This window comes from Vibrio owensii, from assembly GCF_002021755.1.
In the GTDB taxonomy this organism is placed as follows: Bacteria; Pseudomonadota; Gammaproteobacteria; order Enterobacterales; family Vibrionaceae; genus Vibrio; species Vibrio owensii.
In genome coordinates, this window is sequence record NZ_CP019959.1 from 438050 (window position 1) to 460329 (window position 22280).

Here is a 22280-nt window from a genome sequence, read left to right on the forward strand (position 1 = left end):
AGCCAAATAGGTTAAAATCAGCGCAATGCGGACAAAGTTTTGCCGACACCACAAAACAGACACTCTTCTTGACGAAGAATTACTGGCTTTTTGGTGATTTAGGTACAATTTTGGTTGCTGAATGTAGAGCAGGATGATAGTATCCGCGCTCGCTTGAACAGTTCCTGTTTCAAGCTTTACTACGAACACAAGGTCGCATTGTGTTTGTAAAGTTTTATTTTTTACTAATTTGAGAGTAAATACTATGAAATTCGAAGCAGTAGTACGTACTGAACTAGGTAAAGGTGCGAGCCGCCGCCTACGTCACGCTGGCAAATTCCCTGCAGTTGTATACGGCGGTGAAGCAGCAGCAGTTGCTATCGTTCTTAACCACGACGACATCGTTAACCAAATGGACAAGCCTGAGTTCTACGAAGGTATCGTTCTAGTGATCGACGGCGCTGAAGTTAAAGTTAAGCCACAAGACGTTCAACGTCACGCTTACAAGCCAAAAGTTGAGCACATGGACTTCATCCGTATCTAATTCCCTACCAAGGAATTAACGGATAAAATCCAAACCTTTTGCATAAAGATTATCGGACTTACCAACCGAGATATCTAAAAAATTTCAAAACCCCGGAGACTTACCACCTCCGGGGTTTTACTATTTAGGGTAAACGTAAATCTCCCCTACACTTAGAGTCTGATAAACGACTCTCTATTCAACCAAGCTTTGCATTGGGCATTTCAGTTCAGACAAATGTGAGCTTAAGCACTAGGTTCGCGCTATATACTTCACCAATGTGATGTCATTTAGCGTCATATCATCAATAACCTCGGCCTCTTCCTCTCCAGAGCGTACAAAACCGCACTTCTTATAGAAATTCAGCCCCTGTTTATTGGTATCTAACGCCTTAAGGCTAATCTGCATCACAGGCGTTGAGAGCAATCTTGTTTCTAACTCATCAATCAATGCACTGCCAGCCCCCTGCCCGTAATATAAAGGGGATACATAGCAACAGGTTACAATCGCCGTCTTGTCTTCACTTGAATGATTAGGTAGTTCATAACTCAGAAAACCGACAATCTCTTTTTGTTTTTCGACAACGATGAGGTTTGCCAGTTGTTCCGTCATCACTCGCGTCCACATGCGTTCTCGACGCTCTCTGGTGAACTGGTCAATGTAGCTTTGCGGCATCAACCCTCTATAAGCAACTTGCCAGGAATCAACGTGTATCTTGGCGATATAACTCGCTTCGTCTCTCACTGCATTTCTAACTGTATATCCCATTGCTTGCCTTTCTCGTTATTCCTGAGTAAACACCCTCTGACGGCTGTACGCTTCAAAACCTAATGATTGGCACAGCTTTATTGAGATCGTATTTTCAATATTTACTCGATACCTAATTGTGCGCTGCCTAGTCTTCACTTCATTAATTAAGTGGCCAAGCAGCCGTTTCCCATAACCTTTCCCTCTCGAATTTGGGGAAACTAATATGGACAAAGACTCGAATGGTTCTTTTCCTTGATAACAGTATGAAGCAAGCACAGCGACCAGTTCTTTGTTGTCGAAGATGCCATAGAAAAAATGGCTATCGAGGTCAAAATCCGCCTTTAAAATATCTTCTTCACTCTCACGACTTAAAAAGGATTCGAGCAACTCACGATCAGACTCAATAGAAAGAGAAATCACTTCGTCGTCTTTGTTGACGTTATCGTCATTAAATAAATAGTAGTCGACATCGTCGTATTCACAGAACAATTGCTTGTTATTTAATTTTCTCTCCAGCTCATTGGTCTGAAAATGTTTAATTCGTTCCCATAAACTTGGAGGACAGGATATATACGTACAGGCGTCAGATTGGTATAAAAATACAGCACAAAGATCGGAGAACTTTTGCCAATAATGTGGGTCATAAGAATAGCCGTTGTACAAATTACCGTTCACGTTGAACAGTTTCTGCCATGAGCAATCGATTTCTGCGGCAAGCGCGGTTGTTTTTTTGAGCATCCCTTCCTCTCAACACAGCGTACAGAAAAGTATAACTATTTGTTTCTTTGGCATTAAGAAGACATGAATTTGGCAAAATAATCACCAAAGTTTGCTTTATATCTCACCAAAACGCGTATTGATTCACATAAACAAAATGCATTCAATTAAACCGCTCACACTTTTAATTCAATAATGGATTAAACCTTTACTAAATACGATTTCTGTTTATTTATCGACATGCTTTGCAGTGCCGTAATTTCCCTTATTCAACAAAACTATAAATAAGAAGTAGATCACTAAAGTTTCACACTATTTCCGTATATTGCACGCCGTAACAATAACAAAATCACAAAGAAAGGATCCCTTATGAAGTTTTCCAAATCCCTTTTGGTACTTTCGGTCGGCGCTGCGCTAGCAGGATGTGGCTCAGACAGCGACAACTCTCCAGTGACCTGTGACACAGCAGACTCATGTACTAAGTTCACGGTTCTACACACTAACGATAACCACGGTCGTTTCTGGCACAACAGTGATGGCGAGTACGGCATGGCTGCTCGTAAAACGCTTATCGAGTCTATTCGTGCAGAAGTTGCCGCAAACGGCGGTGAGAGTATTCTTCTATCTGGTGGTGACATCAACACAGGTGTACCAGAGTCAGATATGCAAGATGCAGTACCAGACTTCGTAGGTATGAACCTGATTGGTTACGATGCAATGGCAGTGGGTAACCACGAATTCGATAACTCTCTAGATGTTCTAGACATGCAAGCTGAGCTAGCAGACTTCCCTATGCTAGCAGCGAACATCTACAAGAAAGATGCAGACGGTAAAGTAACTGACGAGCGTTACTTCGCCCCTTACAAAGTATTCACGATTAACGGCCTTAAAGTAGCGGTAATCGGTCTTACAACAAAAGACACGGCGAAACTGGTAAACCCAGACAACGTTGCTGATATCTACTTCGAAGATCCACAAGTTGAAATCCAAAAAGTACTTGCAGAAATCGAAGCAAACGAAAAAGTTGACCTAGTATTCGCTACAACTCACATGGGCCACTACCAAGATGGTCAACACGGCAGCGAAGCACCTGGTGATGTTCTACTTGCACGTTCTCTTGAAGAAGGTGAGCTAGACGCAATCATCGGTGGCCACTCTCAAAACCCTGTATGTATGGAGCCAGGTACCAATAACTACGCTGACTTCAAACCAGGTGATGACTGTACGCCAGATCAACAAAACGGTACTTACATCATGCAAGCGCATGAGTGGGGTAAATACGTAGGTCGTGCTGACTTCGAATACTACGATGGCAAACTTCACCTAGCGAACTACGCTCTGATCCCTGTGAACCTTCTTGATGATAACGATGAAGTTATCGGTGAATACATCAAGCACGATGCGACAGTGAAATCGATCCTTCTACCTTACCAACAACAAGGTCAAGACCTGCTAGATGAAGTGATCTCAGCAACTGACGGTAAACTTGAAGGTGACCGTAGTGTTGTTCGTTCTGAGCAAACTAACCTTGGTCACCTACTGGGTGAAGCGTACCGTACTTATGAGCTAGTTAACGCTGACTTCGGTGTAATGAACTCAGGTGGTGTGCGTGATTCAATCCAAACTGGCGACATCACTTACCGCGACGTACTAACGGTACAACCTTTTGGTAACTTCGTAACTAAAGCGACCATGACGGGTGCAGAAGTGAAAGAGTACCTAGACGTAGTTGCAACTAAGTCAGCGGGTTCTGGTGCTTACGCTCAACTGGATAACATCAAACTATCTGTTAACTGTGACGAAAGTGACGTAACGATTACTGAAATCAACAATAAAGCTTTCGATCCAGCAGCGACGTACACCTTCTCTGTAATCAGCTTCAGCGCAGCGGGCGGCGATGACTACCCGATCATTGATGTTGAATCTACTCAGCTAACAGATGCTTATGTGCTACGTGAGTTCTTTGCTAAGAACCCTCAGATTTCAGCAGATGATTTCAAGAAAAACCTAGGCAACATCCAGTACTTCAGCAACGGTCAGCCAGTGAAAGGTTGTCCTGCTTCTGGTAGCTAATCTATCTAGACATTGTCTACACTTAGACGTTGACAGCCATTCGGTTGCATAACAATCGAAACAAAGGCGTGTCAGACTGACTCTAAGACCAACCGGAGCCCAAGTGGCTCCGGTTTTTTTATTGGCGCTAAATCTCTGATAAAACGCCACCTTCACAAATCGTTCAAAAAATGTTCATTTGTGTTATTGACGCCCCTGTGTGCGGCTTCTATGTTTGATAAGGTCTTTCAAATATGCAGATTCATTAACTGAGTTTTTGGAGTCATTCTCGATTCATGCAGCCAATGATTCTGAGAAAGACGTGAATGGCGTTACAAACACTGCTCTCAAACAATTTGTCTCTCTGACTTCAAACGAAGGCGATGGGCTTCTACGCTCACGCCAATGAGCAGCGATATGAACGCCAATGTGTTCAAACTGCTGCCATCGAGTTCTGGAGGTCAAAAATGAAACGAGCCAGCAACAGCTATAGACTGCAATTAATTAAAGAAGTGGTTACTCGTAGAGAGCGCGAATCATGTACTGATCCAATGGCAAACTATATCCATCGACTGATGGATGAAATGCCCGCGAGTAAACTAGAGGTTGAACAAAACCACCGCTTTGCCGGGAGTCACTTCGACGAACAAGCAGGAGGCTGGGTAAGCGACCAATGGTCTTTAAAATAACGCCAAACGCTCACTCTTTTGGGCGAGAAAATGGATAGGAACTTCCCGGCTCTTATGGATGAGCCTCTCAGACTGGGCCGGGAATAGTTGTTGAACTGGACAATCAATGGGTAGCTAAGTAGATATATAGCTGAGACAGATTAGATAGCGAAAACCAAATCCAACCATCAGAACAAATCTTGTTGCGGTGACAAATCATCTTTAGGCAGTTCTGCTTTCCCCTTCCCTGCCAGTACTTTTCTTCTATAACGCTGACGACACAACTTAATCACGTGCAACTGCTGCGCTGGGGTAAAGCTCAGCCAATTAAACCGCTCTTCTCTTTTACGCATACATCCTTTGCAATAGCCCTTTTCGTCTGAGGTACACACTCCGACACAAGGACTTGGGACGGTAAAAAACTCCAGTTGCTCCATGCTCAACCCGTTCTTTAGTTATCTCATCAAGACCCGATTCGCTTATAGTCGAATAACTGTAAGAAATTTCGAAGTTTTCTGTGAATTTCAATACCGGGAATGGGATCTCTGTTATAAAATACGCTGTGTTTAAAAACATACGAAACCATAACCGTATGCTGACAAAAACAGTGTTTTATTACCTATACTTACCACGTTTTCTAAAAACGGAGTCAATAAAATGAAGCTTAGCCTAAAAACGTTAGTAGCAGCAATCTCTCTTCCAGTTCTAATGACTGCATGCGCTAGCAACGGTGATAATGTGAAAGAAATTACGGCTCAGGATCTACAGCACCATAACTGGGAGCTGGTTCAAATCGATGGCAAAAACATCGCATTGGAAGAACAACAAAAAGCCCCTCGTCTAGAAATCGGTGAAAACCTAACGGCGAATGGCAACGCAGGTTGTAACAACTTCTTCGGTCAAGCTGAACTGAAAGACAACCAACTACGCATTGAAAAAATGGGCATGACCATGATGATGTGTGTAGGCGATCAAATGAAGATTGAAAAAGTAATGTCTGAAACGCTTTCTGATTGGAGCGACGTTACTCTGACTGACCAAGGTCTAGTACTTAAAAACGCAGATCACGAACTAACGTTCACACTGCGTGAGTGGGTAAACTAAGCATAACTTGAGTTTTAGAGCGGTTTTAAAACCTTAGTGTGCAAACCAATCGCCTCTAAATACATAAGTTCCTAAAAAAGCAGCCTTTTGGCTGCTTTTTTGTTTCTAGTGTCCCATACCTTGTTTAGCAAGCTTTTCCGGATCATCATAAATCGCATGGCGATCAATCATATCCAGCGTTGCTTCATTCATTCCTCTCACAGCGACAATAGAGCCACCTTTTCGGAACTTGATGATCGCTTTATCTAATGCAGATATCGCCGTAATATCCCAGAAGTGCGCATCGGATAAATCTATCGTGATGTACTTAGTCGCATTCTCGAAATCAAACATATCAGTAAAGCTGTAAGCAGAAGCGAAAAAGATCTGGCCGTGTACTTTGTGAACCGTATGGTCATTATCAATGATGACTTCATCCGACACCTTCATTAAGGTGCGGCTTTGATTCACGTAAAACACACATGCAAGCAAAACGCCGACTAACACGCCAATTGCGAGGTTATGAGTCGCAACAACAGCAATGACGGTGGACACCATGATCACGTTAGTTGGTAAACTGTGCTTACGCATCTCAGCAAGAGAGCGCCAAGAAAACGTACTGATAGAAACCATGATCATCACAGCAACCAAAGCAGCCATTGGAATTTGCTTAAGGTAATCTCCTAAGAACACCACCATAATCAGTAAAAACACACCTGCACAAAGCGTAGACAAACGTGTTCTACCACCAGATTGAATGTTGATCATCGATTGACCAATCATCGCGCATCCGGCCATGCCACCAAACAGTGACGCCACCATATTCGCAATGCCCTGCCCTTTACACTCATCATTCTTTTCGCTTTCCGTATCAGTGAGCTCATCAACGATCGATGCCGTCATAAGAGACTCCAGCACACCAACAATGGCGAGTGCTAACGAATACGGGAAAATAATTTGGAGCGTTTCAAAGTTAAGGGGAATATCGGGAATCATGAACACAGGGAGCGAATCGGGTAAATCCCCCATATCTCCAACCGTTCGGATATCGATATCAAACATCAACGCAATCACCGTTACCGAGATAATGCACACCAATGGAGAAGGCAGCATTTTTCCGATTTTAGGTAAGTATGGAAACAGATAAATAATGGCTAATCCTAATGCAGTCAATGCATAAACTGGCCAAGAAACATTCGTCAGTTCAGGCAGTTGAGCCATAAAGATCAAGATAGCCAAAGCGTTAACGAATCCCGTCATAATCGACTTGGATACAAAACGCATTAGGTCCCCTAGTCTCAAATACCCAATCAATAATTGAAGTACGCCAGCGAAGAAAGAAGCCGCTAACAGATACTGCAAACCATGATCTTTGACTAAGGTGGTCATTAATAGCGCCATCGCTCCTGTCGCCGCGGAAATCATTCCGGACCTTGAGCCTGTGAACGCAATAACGACACATATTGAAAACGAGGCGTATAGACCAACTTTAGGGTCTAATCCCGCGATAATAGAGAATGCGATAGCTTCTGGTATAAGTGCCAGCGCTACAACAACTCCTGATAAACAATCTCCTTTAATATTGTTGAACCAAGTATCTTTTGTAAATTTAAACATAAATCTCTCATAAACGTATTGCCTTAGTTGGTGCATTGCGCACGGTGAAGGGAGTGATGCAAACGCATCTGAGAGATCGTTCTAAGGCGGACTAATGAGCAAAAAGCACCTTCCTTTTCCTGTTGATGAGCCGAAAAATGAGGACAAACAGCGAGTGCTCCCCTCAAAAGAAGTGTGCTTTATATCACTATAAAAATGTAAATTGTAATCAATTCTTACAAAACGAAGTCAATAATCCTACAGAAAACCACAAAAAAACGCCTCACAAAGGAAGCGTTCTTATCATCTCTATGCCTTACAGGATAAGGGATTATCGCAAAAACCGTTTTTAGAATGACTGCTGAGAGTAACCCTCTCCATCAAAGCCACTTAATTGCTCATAAGCTTTGGAAAGAATGGCAATACCAACAATCGTGACGAAGAAGCTTAAAAGACTCATCAGGAAAGGAAGCTGTAAAAACGCAAGTGGAGACATAGCCAAACCAAACAGAAGCGGCACAATAACCACAACGCTCATCATGTACCAGGTATGGCCTTTAGTAAGATTCCACGCGTAAGGAAAAGAAACACCTTTACCAATCGCGATGGCAGGAAAAACCAAGACTAATCGACAACACACAACGCTTAACGCTAATAGCACGATAGCTGCAAGGATAAGATTAATCATCGCGAAAATCGCAGCCACTGCGACCACCGCCACGGTCATGGCCAAGTAGTGGCCGATAAACCACATTTCGATTTTTCCAAACGTGAAACGTCCCCACTGCGGCACAGACTGAGGACCTTTCAAAATGATGCTGTGAACGTTGATTGCAACGATTGCAGATAAAAGAGCCATCAAGATCTGAACAAGAATAGGAGCGACATCCCCTTGCGCTGAGTTCAGTACAAGATCCAGCATCAAAGAAAGGAGAATGGGTAACGCCGTTGCTTTCGCAATAGCCTGTTTATTTTCACTCAATGAAGAGAAAGCGCTTTTAACGGTATCGACAAACATAGTTGGATTCTAATTAAGAGTAAGGTTTATTCTGGTTACTGATGTTATCTTCCAGATAGTAAATGAGCAAACCTTTCCCTAATTATCATTGAGTTACCGTATTTACTTCGACCTAGATAGGTTCAATTAGCCACAATTATGCGCTTTGTTCACCAAATACGGCTTTGTTAGATTAAATGTCCAACTTTACGAATCAGTACAGCAAGGCTTTCCGCTTCGAGTTTCTTCATCACGTTGGAACGGTGTACTTCAATCGTCCGCAGAGAGACACATAACAAATCCGCCATCTCTTGGTTTTTCATTCCTTTCACCACTAAGCCAAGCACTTCCCTTTCGCGCTTAGTCAGATTCTGTAGAACTTGTTTTGCTCCGAGCTTTTCACAGTTTTTGATCGACTGTGCCATCGCGTCGTCTACGGCGACAACCAGAGCGTTGCCATCAACGGGCTTTTGGAAGAAATCTAACGCACCATCTTTGAGTGCATCCACCGCCATCGGGATGTCGCCGTGCCCTGTTAGGTAAATCACACTGATTGGACTGAACTTCTCGTTCATGAAGTGGTGAACATCTTGGCCTCGCATCTCTGGCATGCGGCTATCAAGCAAAACACAACCGGGAGATGATAAATCGGCACTATCGAGAAACGCCATCCCGCTAGAGAAAGTCTCAACCTCATAACCATAGCTTTCCAACATAAACGCCATGGACTCCAATACTGGCTCCTCATCATCAACGATATAGAGCGGACAAAGGTTACGACTCATGACAAGCCTCCTGATACGGTAATACAATGTTCACCTGACACCCCGTTGGCTCAATTGACCTAAATTGAATGCTGCCTTGGTGAGCATCAAGCACATCACGACAAATCGCCAAACCTAAACCCAACCCATTCTCTTTGGTGGTGTAGAAGGCTTGGTCAAGTGGCGTGCTCTCTTCTTCAATACCAATGCCGTTATCGGTCACATCAATGATGACCATCTCATCACAAAAACTGACGTGCAGGTCCACGTACACATCTTTTCGTTTCGGTGAATGGCTCAAACAGGCATCTTTGGCATTGTTCAGAACATTAAGAATGACTTGCTGCAAACCGGTAACGTCGGCAAACACTTTTTGCGGTTCACCGGAGTACAGCACACCAAGTTGGATACGATGGCGTTGGAATTCGTAATCCACCAGCTTCATCGCTTCTTCGATTAAGAAAGGTAAATCTACCCAGCTCTTTTCAATTGGCGTTTTGTTTATCAAGCTACGAAGGCGCTGGATGATATCGCTCGCGGACGTAACTTGCTGCTGAATTTTATCTAGGATTGGCGACATTTCTTCTGCTGTCGCGCCCCGCTCCATTCGCACTTTCGCGCCCTGACTGTAATTCTTGATGGCTGCAAGCGGTTGATTGATTTCATGCGCAAGGCTACTCCCTAGCTCACCAACAATGGTAATTCGCTGGGCATGCTCAAGCATCGAGCTCTTACGACGCAAGTCGTTCATCGTTGCTTGTAGTTCTTCTCGGCTGCGTTTGAATTTCCACTCCAACCAGAAGTGATAACCAGTTAATAGCAACAGAGTCAGCAAAGAGGCCATCGCAATCGCTTGGTTCTTATGCAGCCACTCTTGTGCTTTTTGCCCCCAAGATTTTTGTAATGGGTGCATGTCTAAGTGCTTGTAGACTTTATCAACATTGATGCTCGGCGCTGGCAACATCCATCCCACATTATTCGCAGCAATCGCTGCAGGGTGCTCTTCAGGCATTGCGAACAAGGTTTGCGCTACCATTTGTCCCACATCCGCAGGTGCTCGCTCTGTCATTGCCATCGTCCAGTTTGGATACAAGGGTGTACTCACCGCACAAACAGAATCGGCGGGACGCTTTTCATTTAGAACGCGCAGGTTATGCAGCTGAATACGCCCCTCTTTCGCCATGTTCTCCAGAGTACAAGCTGGCACGATGGCAACATCGAGATCATTCTTGATCACGTCCAAAATCAGTTGATCAGTCGGCGGGCCAGTAAAATGGATCTTTTCGAAAAAAGAAGAGTTGAAGTAACCCAATTTATCGAGCTCGTAACGCAGGGCTAAGAATCCACCAAACGCTTTTTCTGATACTGCCGCAACGTTCGCTTTATTGATGTCACGTAGCGTTTTGTACGGTGAAGCTTCACGCACCACCACAACAGATGCGATCGATTTGTTTGGCAAGTTACTGTAGGCAGTTTTCTGCGTTGCTAACCAGTTGATTGGGTACTCGCGAGCAAGCTTGGTCGCCTGCCCCGGACTGGTCAGGATGAAATCGAGCCAACCGTGCAAAAACGCGTCTTCAAGTTGGTCAAAGTCGTAAGTATGTAAGTTGAATTTATAACCGGGATTTTGAGCCTCTAACCAATCCAAAGTCGGTTGCCATGCTTCTCGCGCATGTGCGTGCCCGCGCAGTGCTAATACACCGACGTCATAAATCATTCTTTGTGTTTTTTGCTCGTCCGAAAAACTAAAAGAAGAGAAGAAAAGGGAAACAAGGAGTATCAACCGGACGAATTTATGAGAATGGTTATTAATCACTTAATAAATAATATGAAAATTTGTTTGTAGCACATTTTACCATCACATCCCCCTATCAGTTTGTTGCTTTAGATCAATTCGGATTCATTATTGTGGGAAACCACAATACCCCCTAAGTATCGATTTCCTCAAAATGCCTACCAACAAAGGGCTAGATGCGAATGCACTCTTTAAGAGTGTTAATACACCATGAACACTTATGAAAAATTACAAAGTTCATGCTTCTTCTTCCTAGCTGAAAAAAATTCTAACTGCCGAGCGAAATGACTCGTCAGGAAAACTTTAAATTAAAATATGGAAGCAACTCATGAAAAAATCGACGATTGCGTTGGGTGTGTTGGCGGCTGTCGCAGCTGTTGGCTACTCAGCTTACAATACGATGTTCTCAGCTGAAGCAGTGACAGTGGATGCCGCAGCACAAGAGCAAAAGTTCACTGAATACGCTCACCCAGAGCACTTCATCTCTGCACAACAACTGAAATCACTGATGGACAGTGACAAAGACGTGGTTGTGATCGGCGCGCTAAACCCTATCAAGCCAGACAGCCCTATCTCTGGTTCTTACACTATGTGGCGTAACGATTACTCTGCGGCAGAAGGCGTTTACGATTTCGGCGGTATGAGCAACAGCACAGAAGAGATGGAGACCATCTTAGGTAGCTTTGGCGCAACAACAGACAGCACAATCGTCGTTTACGCGGCAGGCTCTCACCACGATGCTGCACGTCTTTACTGGCAAATCCATAACCTTGGTCACCAAGACGTTCGTTACCTAGACGGTGGCTTAAACGCTTGGATGGGCGCAGGTTTCCCAACAGGTTCTGCAAACCAAAGCGTTGCAGCGGTTGAATACAAAGCTCCGAACACGAAACAAAACAACAACACACTAGCAACGCTAGACATGGTTATCGCAGCACAAAACAACCCTGATTGGGTGATCCTAGATACGCGCGGCAACGACGAATTTAGCGGTGAAGTAGCGGTGTCTGGCGCATACGGTCCGGGCACTATCCCAAGCAGTGTTCACATTAACTGGACCAAAGCGTTGAACGAAGACACAACGCTGAAATCAGCAGAAGAACTGCAAGCCCTTTACGGCGACATCATCAAAGGCAAGAAAGTGATCGCTTACTGCCAATCTGGTGTTCGCTCTGCCCACACCACCATGATTCTTACTGAAGTATTAGGTGCAGAAGGCGTCTACAACTACGACGGCTCATGGATCGAGTACAGCCATGCTCACTACGAGCAGAAGAATCCTGAAGTGAACGTTATCAACGGCAAGAGCTAATCAACACGGAAACCGCACTTAATGAACAATGTAATTTTTAGCCAAAAGCTATACGACACCGCGCAAATGATTGTCGATGGCTGTATGGGTGATGCCGATCCGGCATGCCAAACCGCATGTCCAATGCACACAGACGTAAAACAATACGTTCGCATGGCAGGCGAAGGTGATTTCCAAGGTGCTTTGGATCTGATCCGCAGCAAACTATTCCTACCTCAAACGCTTGGCCGCATCTGTGCACACCCTTGTGAGGCTTCTTGTCGTCGTAACACTGAATTCGGTCAGCCAATCAGCGTTGCTGGCATCAAACGCTTCGTCGCAGAAAAACTGGATAACCAAGATCACTGGGACCTTAACATTGCGCCCCTAACCAACAAGCACATTGCGATTGTGGGTGCAGGCCCTGCTGGCGCGCAAGCGGCTATTGAGCTTCGTCGTCAAGGCCACGAAGTAACGATTTACGAAAAGCTAGACGTATACGGCGGCATGATGCGTGTAGGTATCCCTGAATACCGTCTACCACGCGACGTTATCGACTTCGAATACAGCTACTTAGCAATGCTAGGCGTGACGACTCGTTTCGGTGTTGAAATTGGTAAAGACATCAGCTTCGACACTCTACGTAGCGAACACGATGCTGTGATTCTGGCTCACGGTGCACACGTAGGCTCTATCATTCCGCTACCAGGTCACGATAACGATGGCGTGTTCTCTGCGGTTGAATACTTGAAAGAGATTTCTGAAACTCGCCAGTTCCCACGAGCAGGCAAACGCGTGATGGTTATCGGCGGTGGTGACGTGGCAATGGACTGTGCGCGTTCTTCATGGCGTATCGGTGCAAGCGACGTTTACCAATGTTCGCTTGAGAGCCTAGAGAACCTACCTGCAAGCCAAATTGAAATCGACGAATCGCTAGAAGAAGGTGTCGAGTTCAATGCAGGTTGGGGCCCAGTTGCTATCGAACACGATAACGGCAAAGTAACCGGCATCACTATCAAGAAAGTAGTGTCTATCTTTGACGAGCAAGGCAACTTTGCACCTCAGTACAGCGAAGAAAGCAAAACTATCTCTGTGGATACGGTTGTTTTCGCTACGGGTCAAGTAGTGGCTGACATCACTGGCGGCGCGCTAGAACAAACTCGCGGCGGCCGTTACGTTGTCGATAAACAAACGCTAGCTTCTAGCCTAGAAGACGTCTTCGTAGCCGGTGACGCGTGTGGCGGTAACATCGTGATTGAAGCGATGGCATTAGGTCGCAAAGCCGCAATGAGTGTTGAGCGTTTCCTAACGACTCGCCCACTGACTGAAGGTCGCGACTTCGAGCAAGAATACAGCTACTCATCTCGTCTAGACGTGCCACTACCAAAAGGTACGGTAGATACCCCTCGCCTACACGGTGAATTGCGTAACGCGGAAGAGCGTAAGCAAGATTTTGCACAAGTGGATTTAGGCTTTACTGAAGAACAAATCAAACAAGAAGCCTCTCGCTGTCTGCAATGTAGCTGCAAGCTATGTATGACCGAGTGCATCATGATGAACGACTTCAGTGACTGTCCAAAGACCATCTTCTCTGACTTTGTGAACAACAAGTCAATGGACCCACTGATGGCTTACTCATGTAACGCCTGTGACCAGTGCACCATCGTATGTCCGAAAGACTTCCCAATGAAGGAAATGTTCTTAGGCGCACGTGCGGACTTTGTTAAGGCAAACAATGGTGAATCACCAATGCCGGGACACAAAGCAATCAACATGCACCAGAAGCTGGGCTTCTCAAAAATCTTCACTATGGCAAAACGAGCGGTATCGACAAAATGAGTAATAAAGTATTTATGCCAGGATGCAGCTTGCCATCCTACTCACCTGAAGGCGTAGCAGCAATTGCGAGCTACTTAAAAGAAGTGTACCCAGACATGGGCGCAGTGCAGAAGTGTTGTGGTAAACCAACTGCTGCTATCGGTCAGACTGAGAAGTTCAAAGAGCGTTACGGCCAGCTTCAAGCGGACTTCGATAAGCTAGACGCACAAGAAGTCATTGTGGCGTGCCAAAGCTGCTACGGCATGATCAAGAAATCTGGTGGCACACAAAAACCGGTTTCATTGTGGAAACTGCTTCCAGAAATCGGTCTGCCAGAAGCGCTACGCGGTAAAGCGAAAAACAGTGACGTGGTATTTACCATTCACGACTCTTGTTCTACTCGCTACGAAAAAGAACTGCAAGACGGTATCCGCTGGATCTTGAACGAGCTTGGCTACAAAACCTCAGAACCAGAACACACACGTGAAAACACACGCTGTTGTGGTTTCGGCGGCATGGTAGTGCCAGCAAACCCAGACGTCGCAACACGCGTAATCAAACGCCGCGTAGAAGAGTTTGAGACAGACTACGTTGTGGTTTACTGCTCAGCTTGTCGCGCATCCATGATGGGTGTAGGTACGAAATCTTGGCACATTCTGGATCTGATGTTCGGCCCAGTGATCATGCAAGGTGATGAGCCGCCAGTAAACGTACTCGCTAGCCCTGTGAAAGCTTGGTTCAACCGCTACAAATCTAAAGCGGGCCTAATCAAGTGTATGTCTGTGTAACTGTGTCTCTGTAGCTACGTTTTTGTAGCTACATCTTTTTAATTATTAGGTTTAAGTGAAGTTGAACTTATGAAATTCGTAAAAATTGCTCTTATTGTTGCTGTTATTGCTCTCGCTTTATTTGCAGCAAAACAAACTGGCATCCTTGAAATCATCACAGACATCAAGAGCCTACAAGATTGGATCGCAAGTTTTGGCGTTTGGGGTTACGCAGTATTCGTAGCTGCATTCGTGTTTGCGTGTGTTTTCCTACTACCAGGCAGTGCGTTCACCATCGTAGCGGGTATCGTATTTGGCCCAATCAAAGGCGGTATCTTAGCACTGTTCTCTGCAACGCTTGGCGCGGTGGCGGCATTCATCGTAGCGCGCTTCCTGCTTCGTAACACCATCATGAAGAAGTTTGGCGATAACCCAATCTTCAAGAAAATCGACGATGGCGTAGCAGCAAACGGCACAAGCTTCTTGATCCTAACGCGTCTAGTACCTGTATTCCCATTCAGCCTACAGAACTACGCTTACGGTCTAACCAGCCTAAACCTTGGCACTTACGCTCTGGTTTCTCTACTAACAATGGCACCAGGTGCATTCATCTTCGCTTACATGGCGGGTGATATTGCGACAAACGGTGTGTCTGCGATGCTACTAGTGAAGTTTGCGGTTGCGGGTCTTATCCTGTTTGGCATGTCTCTGATTCCAAAATACATCGCTAAGAAAAAAGGCATCAACATGGAAGAATTAGCGAAGTAATCCGGTCTATCCATTATTGACGCCAAAAGAGTGCGACTTATCGGGAGTTGCACTCTTTTCATTCTTACTAATTTGCTCACAGTTTGTGCCTCTTTTGGCGACTTTTAATACCAAAAACTGACGTGAATTGGTATGACCTCACAAGGCGAATAATTCTATGAAACTATTATCAAATTCGCGTTGATAATAAAGCGAGATAGATTACTATCCATGTAGAGGGAACGGAGCGTTCAGCCTGTTTATACCCCTATGTTGAGTATTGAAAATAGACGTTTTTCATCACATAGGCGAACAAAGCTCCAAAATGAAAACAAAGATAAAGAAACACGGATTACGTATGAAAAAGCTACTTAGCACCATTGGCATTTTAGCCACCACTTTTGCCACCTCCTCTTATGCCACTTCTCACTCCGAAGAATGGCAAAAAATCGAACAACAAGCCGACGGTCAGACTGTTTATTTCCATGCTTGGGGTGGTAGCCAAGAGATCAACCGCTATATCCAATGGGCAGGCAAAGAGCTTAAATCTCGCTACAACGTGACGCTTAACCACGTAAAAGTCACCGACATTTCTGAAACCACCACTCGCCTTATCGCAGAAAAAGCCGCAGGGAAGAACAGCGGTGGCAGCGTAGATATGGTTTGGATTAATGGTGAAAATTTTAAATCAATGAAAGACAACCAACTGCTGTTTGGTCCTTTTGTTGACGGTCTACCAAGTTGGCAATATGTCGACAAAACACTACCGGTAGATGTTGATTTTTCAGAACCGACTGATGGCCTTGAAGCGCCATGGGGTGTCGGTCAACTTGTTTTTATCTACGATGAAAAGACGCTCAACAACCCGCCAAGCTCGTACGCAGAAATGCTAAGTTACGCAAAAGCGTTTCCTAACCGCCTTACTTACCCTCGCCCACCAGAGTTCCATGGCACTAGCTTCATTAAATCTCTACTCATTGAGTTAAGTAACAAAGATCCTGCACTGCAAAAACCAGTGACTGATGAAGCATTCAAAACCGTTACGCAGCCTCTATGGGCTTACTTAGATGAATTCCACACTGTTGCATGGCGCGGCGGTAAACAGTTCCCAGGAGGAACAGCAGAAACCGTACAACTGCTAGATGATGGTCAGATTGACCTAGCTGTCACGTTCAACCCGAACGCGGTTTTCTCAGCACAATCAAGCGGCAACCTAGCAGAAAGCACCAAAGCATACGCGATGGACGCTGGCGCATTATCGAACATCCACTTCTTAGCGATTCCTTGGAACGCAAATGCCAGTGCAGGCGCACAAGTTGCTATAAACTTTTTATTAGGCCCTGAGGCACAATCTCGCAAAGGTGACATCAACATCTGGGGTGATCCTTCAGTGCTAAGCAGCCAGTACCTAACCGGAACGGCTAAGAATACTCAACAGTTCAAATCTATCGCGGAGCCACATCCAAGCTGGCAAGCAGCGTTAGAAAAAGAATGGCTGAAACGCTACGGAAATTAATAAACACCCATGTTAAGAGCGCTGTATCTAGTTATTATCGCAGTTTGTATATTACCGACCATCCCGGGGCTACTCGGGGTGGTGGTGTCTGCGCTCGGCTATGTACCCCCTATTGGTTTGCACCACTTTTCACTGGATGGCTTTTATGCTGTGTTTGACTGGGAAGGTGTGTGGACGTCGATTGGACTGACTTTCTATTCCGCCATTTTCAGCAGCTACCTTGCTTGTTTGATCACTTTCGCGATTCTTCAAGCCTCATGGGGTAGCAAGTTCTGGCGCAAGATTGAAATGAGTCTGTCCCCTCTTCTTGCAATGCCGCATGTCGCGTTTGCTATTGGCTTCGCTTTTCTATTCGCACCAACAGGCATGGGCGTTCGTGTGCTCAATCAATTGTTTGGTTACGATCCAAATGCGCAAACGGTGAATGATCTGGCGTTGTTGATCAAAGACCCACACGCACTGGGTTTGATCGTCATGCTTGCCATTAAAGAAGTGCCGTTTTTATTGTTGATGAGCATTCCTATTCTTCAGCAACTAAAAGTTGAGAAGATTGAAAAAGTCAGTCATTCGATGGGTTACAGTTCCGCGCAAGCGTGGTGGAAATGTGTTTTCCCACAATGGTTAGCGAAACTACGTTTCCCAATGTTGGCTGTTCTGGCTTACAGCTTATCCGTTGTGGATGTGGCGCTAATTATCGGTCCAACCAACCCTCCTACGTTTGCAGTGTTGGTATGGCAGTGGTTTAACGATCCTGATTTATCGCTCCTACCAAGAGCAGCGGCGGGAGCGGTGGTGCTGTTTGCCATTGCGAGCCTCTTGATTGGTTTTGCACGACTCGTCGAATGGAGCGTTACCAAAGGCTTCAAACGCTGGCAATACTCCGGCCGTGGCGGCTTCCGCTTACCGGGTAAAACCTTGTTCTCTATGATTGCCCTACTCGCACTGCTAATGGTGCCTTTGATGGTGGTATGGAGCTTTGCTCAGCGTTGGCGTTTCCCTGACTTATTACCCAGCCGCTATAGCTTACGTTTTTGGGAATACGAGTGGCAAAGCATTCTTGGCACGCTAGAGCAAAGCATGTTGATCGCAGTTATCAGTGCATCTATTGCACTTGTATTGGCGCTGATTGCTCATGAGTACCGCCTACGCTACCGCTGGCAGGTGCCGGGGTACATCATCGCTGTACCTATGTTGATCCCACAGCTTTCTGTGCTGTTTGGTATGCAAGTCGCCACTCTGTATCTCGACAGCAATGCGTATTTCTTCTGGGTGTGCTGGGCACATGTCTTCTTCGCTTTCCCATTCGTTTACCTTTCATTGGATGGGCCTTGGCGCAGCTTCGACAACGGTTTGACTCGTGTCGCTCTTAGCCTTGGTAAATCACCAATGCAAGCTTGGTTGAAAGTGAAGTTGCCGATTCTTCTGCCAGCCATTGCCTTTGCTTGGGCAGTGGGAATTAGTGTGAGCTTGGCGCAATACCTACCAACACTCGTGCTGGGTGCAGGTCGCATCAGCACAATAACAACAGAAGCGGTAGCCCTCTCAAGTGGCTTCGACCGTCGTGTCACCGCGATTTACGCAATTTGGCAAGCGCTCTTGCCGTTAATGTTCTTCTCTTTTGCGATTCTACTTAGTCGTTTACACGTCAAGTATCGCCGGTTGTCTATTAAAGGTTTACTACCGAATGAGTCTTTGTCTCGAAAACCTCGCCATCCGTAAAACCAATGGCGACACACTTTTCTCTGCGTTCAACATGACCGTAAAGAAAGGTGAAATTGTTACCCTGATGGGCCCAAGCGGCTGCGGAAAATCCACCTTGTTGGATGCGATTGCTGGTCACCTGTCTTCCGAGTTCGACTATTCAGGCTCAATCACGCTCGATAACGAAAAGCTGGATGCTTTACCTGCACACAAACGTCAGGTGGGTATTCTGTTCCAAGACGATTTGCTCTTCCCGCACCTCACCGTGTGGGAGAATCTCGCCTTTGCACTACCCGATTCAATCAAAGGCGCAGAACGCAAAGAACGTGCAATGCTGGCTTTAAAGCACATCTCGCTAACTAAACTTGCAGAGTCTTTCCCTGATCAAATCTCAGGCGGCCAGCGCGCACGTATTGCTCTCACTCGCATGTTGTTGGCAAAACCGAAAGTTGCCCTACTCGATGAGCCATACAGCAAGCTCGATAAAGATCTGCGCGTGCAATTTCGCAATTGGGTTGTGGAGCAGCTTCAACAAGCCAACATTCCTGCTTTAATGGTAACTCACGATGAGGATGATATTCCTGAGGGCAGTCGCTGCCTGAACTGGCCTTGGGAGACAAGCCATGCTTGATAGCCTGAGTATCAAAATCATTAAGTGGCCATTGGCACAGAGCGCAAAACTTATTGATAAATGTGGCGTGACAGCTAACCAAACCACCTTGTTTGGCTTCGCCCTTGGTTGCTTTGCCTTACCTGCATTGATGGCAGAGCAATACACGCTTGCATTAGCGTTTATTCTACTGAATCGAATCTGTGATGGATTGGATGGTGCTTTAGCGAGGATTCAAGGCATCACCGATGCGGGTGGCTTCCTTGATATAAGCTTAGACTTCTTGTTCTATTCTCTGATTCCATTTGGCTTTGTACTAGCAAACCCAGAACAAAACGCTGTCGCGGGCGCGTTCTTGATCTTCTCGTTTATTGGTACAGGAAGCAGCTTCTTAGCATTTGCGATCATGGCAGGTAAACGCGGTATCGATAACCCTGTCTACAAGCACAAATCTCTGTACTACATGAGCGGCCTGACAGAAGGCACAGAGACCATAGGTTGCTTCGTGCTGTTCTGTTTGTTCCCACAACATTTTGCCATCATTGCGTACATCTTTGGTGCAGCGTGTTGGTTTACTACATTTACGCGTATTTACTCTGGGTTTCATACACTGAAGCCGTAAACAAAACTTCAAGAGAGATTCCTGATTGCGACGAAAAACCGCAGTCGGGAATCTCTTTTCATTCCCACCTCAGTAAAACATCCCACTCACCACCAGCGTCACCACAATTCCAGAGACAAAACTCGGAAAATGCCACGTTCGCTGCTTAGCACGGTAATACTCTTTTTGTAGATCCTCTTGGTAGCTCTTTACGGCCAATTCTTTAATGTAGTTATTATGCATAACCTGTCCTCCTGACGTGAATTACAGGTGGAGGATAAAAGCTCAAGTTAACTTAAGGTCAACGGAAAAAATTCAATTTCGAATAATATTGTCTGCGGAGGCTGAATCCCTCATTCCTAGATCTTAAGCTCAATCAGTTGCACTTGTTTGTATCACAGTTCTGTTGTGTCACTTGATCGTCGTCAATGGAACATCAATCTCTCACACCTTTCGATGTTCAAATGACATCAAGTTGCTAGCATGAGCCCATTCAAGATAACTCTGGGCTTGTTATGACTCCTACTGTCGACCATGTACTTCTCAATATCGCACTCAATCTGAGCTCAAATCGCTCTCATGAGCAGCAATACCAAAACCTGATTGACGGAGTGGCACAAGTCTTCCCTTGCGATGCGAGCTGTCTGTTTATCTTTGATGAAGATGGCTTCCTAACGCCAGTCGCAGTAAAAGGTTTGTCGAGCTCAGTACTCGGTCGCCGTTACTTTCCTAAAGCTCACCCGCGTTTGGATGCCATCATTCATAGTCGCGAGCCTGTTCGCTTTGATGCCGACTGCGCCCTGCCCGATCCATTTGATGGAACACTGTTAACCGAAGATCAATGCATTGACGTCCATGACTGCATGGGCTTTAGCTTGTACGTTGAGGGGCAGCTTGTCGGCGCATTAACCATGGATGCACTTGCAGTTGGCGCGTTTGACCATATCGACCCGGTCGCAATCGAAACATTCGCAGCACTAACGGCGGCAACACTGCGTAACATTGCGCAATTAAAAGCCCTTAAAGCACAGAACCAGAAGCAAAAGAGCGTCACGCAAACCCTGATCCAACAGGCACGCTCACAACACGGTGACATGGTTGGCTTAAGCCCACAAATCAATCAATTACGAAACAACATTGCGACCGTTGCTCAGTCGGATTACGCAGTATTGGTAACGGGAGAAACGGGGACGGGTAAAGAGCTTGTTGCTCACTCTGTCCATGCTCAATCTCATCGTAATGATAAACCAATGATTTACGTAAACTGCGCCGCCCTACCCGAAGGTCTGGCGGAGAGCGAACTGTTTGGCCACGTAAAGGGCGCTTTTACCGGAGCCAATAGTCATCGTGCAGGTAAGTTCGAACTGGCTGATGGCGGTACAATTTTCTTAGATGAAGTCGGTGAATTGCCATTGATTTTACAAGCAAAACTGCTGCGAGTTATCCAACAAGGTGAGTTGCAACGTGTAGGTAGCGATCAGCATTTGATGGTTAACGTGCGCATCATCGCCGCCACCAACCGACAGTTAGAAAAAGAAGTGGAAGATGGCACATTCCGTGCGGATCTGTTCCATCGTTTAAACGTATTCCCAATCAAAGTACCACCACTGCGTGCACGTGATGGCGACATTCCGGTTCTTGCTGGATATTTGTTGGAAAAAGTACGTCAGCAATTTAATGCACCAAACCTTCACGTTCACCCTAAGGTGCTGACTCAACTAGAATCTCTGCCTTGGTATGGTAACGTTCGAGAGCTTGAGCACACTTTAACGCGTGCAGCGTTACATGCCATTCAACAGGGCGCGAGCACCATCATGCTCAATCACTTTGATACTTCATTGGCACTGGATGATGTAAAAAACACATCGCATTACTTGCCAAAAGAGAGTCAACCAATGCGTGAGTTAGTTGAGAGCTACCAACGTGACTTGATTAAACACGCTTTAAACCAAACTGGCGGTATTTGGGCAAAAGCAGCGGAGTTTTTACAAATGGATCGAGGCAACTTGTATCGCATGGGTAAAAAGCTCGGCATTAGCAAATAGAAGCCCCTACTTCGCTCTTTTCTCTAGAAGGAAAAAGTTACCTCTTGAACAGAGGGATTCCGGATGGCTCGCTTAGACTCGTCCGGAATGACACCCAACACCAATGTACATTGGCTAACTGCCCCATCTGGTTTCTCGCATTTCATTCCCTCTTCCTCATTCAAAATAACTAAACCGCTCTAATCTCTGCTTTCTTCTGACTCTTTAAACTTGCCAAGTTTTCAGTTGCCGTTTTGCGTCACTCCCGAAAGCAACGAAAG

At 45.6% G+C, this 22280-nt stretch carries 21 protein-coding genes; 13 read left to right on the plus strand and 8 right to left on the minus strand.

The features are described from left to right. Positions 1–244 precede the first annotated feature (244 nt). Positions 245–523 carry a 50S ribosomal protein L25 gene (gene rplY, locus A9237_RS01895; protein WP_005442281.1) on the plus strand — a complete coding sequence of 93 codons (279 nt, stop codon included), beginning with the start codon at positions 245–247 and terminating at the stop codon, positions 521–523. 231 nt (positions 524–754) lie between these two features. Here the strand turns inward: rplY and A9237_RS01900 are convergent, their stop codons facing one another. Together A9237_RS01900 and A9237_RS01905 are read right to left on the minus strand one after the other, a co-directional pair. Next, complete coding sequence (locus A9237_RS01900; RefSeq protein ID WP_078607427.1) at positions 755–1270, minus strand: GNAT family N-acetyltransferase; 516 nt, start codon at positions 1268–1270, stop codon at positions 755–757. 15 nt (positions 1271–1285) lie between these two features. Then, positions 1286–1990, minus strand: a complete 705-nt coding sequence (locus A9237_RS01905; RefSeq protein WP_009705811.1) for a GNAT family N-acetyltransferase — start codon at positions 1988–1990, stop codon at positions 1286–1288. Positions 1991–2338: 348 nt separating this feature from the next. On the opposite strand from A9237_RS01905, the gene ushA reads away from it, so the two are divergent. Together ushA and A9237_RS01915 are read left to right on the plus strand one after the other, a co-directional pair. Beyond that, on the plus strand, positions 2339–4042 hold the full coding sequence (gene ushA / locus A9237_RS01910; RefSeq protein ID WP_054822706.1) for a bifunctional UDP-sugar hydrolase/5'-nucleotidase UshA: 1704 nt from the start codon (positions 2339–2341) through the stop codon (positions 4040–4042). A 446-nt stretch (positions 4043–4488) separates the two neighbouring features. Beyond that, positions 4489–4710, plus strand: a complete 222-nt coding sequence (locus tag A9237_RS01915) for a hypothetical protein (RefSeq protein ID WP_009705808.1) — start codon at positions 4489–4491, stop codon at positions 4708–4710. Between the two features lie 167 nt (positions 4711–4877). On the opposite strand, the gene A9237_RS01920 is transcribed toward A9237_RS01915, so the two are convergent. Beyond that, entirely contained in the window at positions 4878–5126 is a 249-nt protein-coding gene (locus A9237_RS01920) for a DUF1289 domain-containing protein (RefSeq protein WP_020194912.1), read from the minus strand. Positions 5127–5346: 220 nt separating this feature from the next. Between A9237_RS01920 and A9237_RS01925 the strand changes: the two genes are divergently transcribed. Then, positions 5347–5793 carry an META domain-containing protein gene (locus tag A9237_RS01925; RefSeq protein ID WP_020194913.1) on the plus strand — a complete coding sequence of 149 codons (447 nt, stop codon included), beginning with the start codon at positions 5347–5349 and terminating at the stop codon, positions 5791–5793. 105 nt (positions 5794–5898) lie between these two features. On the opposite strand, the gene A9237_RS01930 is transcribed toward A9237_RS01925, so the two are convergent. The 4 genes from A9237_RS01930 to A9237_RS01945 all read right to left on the minus strand — a co-directional run bounded on the left by A9237_RS01930 (position 5899) and on the right by A9237_RS01945 (position 10945). Then, a complete protein-coding gene (locus A9237_RS01930) occupies positions 5899–7389 on the minus strand; it encodes a SulP family inorganic anion transporter (protein WP_078607429.1) in 1491 nt (496 codons plus the stop codon). Between the two features lie 328 nt (positions 7390–7717). Then, positions 7718–8386 (minus strand): hypothetical protein, encoded by a 669-nt coding sequence (locus tag A9237_RS01935; RefSeq protein ID WP_078607431.1) that lies wholly within the window; start codon positions 8384–8386, stop codon positions 7718–7720. A 167-nt stretch (positions 8387–8553) separates the two neighbouring features. Continuing rightward, complete coding sequence (locus A9237_RS01940; protein ID WP_078607433.1) at positions 8554–9150, minus strand: response regulator transcription factor; 597 nt, start codon at positions 9148–9150, stop codon at positions 8554–8556. Further along, positions 9140–10945 carry a sensor histidine kinase gene (locus A9237_RS01945; RefSeq protein WP_078607435.1) on the minus strand — a complete coding sequence of 602 codons (1806 nt, stop codon included), beginning with the start codon at positions 10943–10945 and terminating at the stop codon, positions 9140–9142. Before A9237_RS01945 ends, A9237_RS01940 begins: the two co-directional genes overlap by 11 nt. A 307-nt stretch (positions 10946–11252) precedes the next feature. Between A9237_RS01945 and A9237_RS01950 the strand changes: the two genes are divergently transcribed. The 8 genes from A9237_RS01950 to A9237_RS01985 all read left to right on the plus strand — a co-directional run bounded on the left by A9237_RS01950 (position 11253) and on the right by A9237_RS01985 (position 19996). Further along, positions 11253–12236 carry a sulfurtransferase gene (locus tag A9237_RS01950; protein ID WP_078607437.1) on the plus strand — a complete coding sequence of 328 codons (984 nt, stop codon included), beginning with the start codon at positions 11253–11255 and terminating at the stop codon, positions 12234–12236. 21 nt (positions 12237–12257) lie between these two features. Next, positions 12258–14054, plus strand: a complete 1797-nt coding sequence (locus tag A9237_RS01955; RefSeq protein ID WP_078607439.1) for an FAD-dependent oxidoreductase — start codon at positions 12258–12260, stop codon at positions 14052–14054. Continuing rightward, positions 14051–14821: a heterodisulfide reductase-related iron-sulfur binding cluster gene (locus A9237_RS01960; protein WP_005442306.1), complete on the plus strand. Its 771-nt coding sequence runs from the start codon at positions 14051–14053 to the stop codon at positions 14819–14821. The genes A9237_RS01955 and A9237_RS01960 overlap by 4 nt, the downstream gene beginning before the upstream one ends. Before the next feature lie 69 nt (positions 14822–14890). Further along, on the plus strand, positions 14891–15568 hold the full coding sequence (locus A9237_RS01965; protein ID WP_005442307.1) for a TVP38/TMEM64 family protein: 678 nt from the start codon (positions 14891–14893) through the stop codon (positions 15566–15568). A 337-nt stretch (positions 15569–15905) separates the two neighbouring features. After that, positions 15906–17063: an ABC transporter substrate-binding protein gene (locus tag A9237_RS01970; protein WP_078607442.1), complete on the plus strand. Its 1158-nt coding sequence runs from the start codon at positions 15906–15908 to the stop codon at positions 17061–17063. A 9-nt stretch (positions 17064–17072) separates the two neighbouring features. After that, complete coding sequence (locus A9237_RS01975) at positions 17073–18782, plus strand: ABC transporter permease (protein WP_078607444.1); 1710 nt, start codon at positions 17073–17075, stop codon at positions 18780–18782. Then, positions 18748–19395, plus strand: coding sequence for an ATP-binding cassette domain-containing protein (locus tag A9237_RS01980; protein ID WP_078607446.1), 648 nt, complete (start codon positions 18748–18750; stop codon positions 19393–19395). The genes A9237_RS01975 and A9237_RS01980 overlap by 35 nt, the downstream gene beginning before the upstream one ends. Further along, positions 19388–19996, plus strand: a complete 609-nt coding sequence (locus A9237_RS01985; protein WP_005442311.1) for a CDP-alcohol phosphatidyltransferase family protein — start codon at positions 19388–19390, stop codon at positions 19994–19996. Before A9237_RS01980 ends, A9237_RS01985 begins: the two co-directional genes overlap by 8 nt. 69 nt (positions 19997–20065) lie before the next feature. Here A9237_RS01985 and A9237_RS27310 read toward each other — a convergent pair whose 3' ends face one another. Then, the gene (locus tag A9237_RS27310; protein WP_163000592.1) at positions 20066–20218 is read right to left on the minus strand and encodes a hypothetical protein; all 153 of its coding nucleotides are present in this window, start codon (positions 20216–20218) and stop codon (positions 20066–20068) included. Positions 20219–20490: 272 nt separating this feature from the next. On the opposite strand from A9237_RS27310, the gene norR reads away from it, so the two are divergent. Beyond that, positions 20491–22020: a nitric oxide reductase transcriptional regulator NorR gene (gene norR, locus A9237_RS01990; RefSeq protein ID WP_078607448.1), complete on the plus strand. Its 1530-nt coding sequence runs from the start codon at positions 20491–20493 to the stop codon at positions 22018–22020. The last annotated feature ends 260 nt before the right edge of the window (positions 22021–22280 follow it).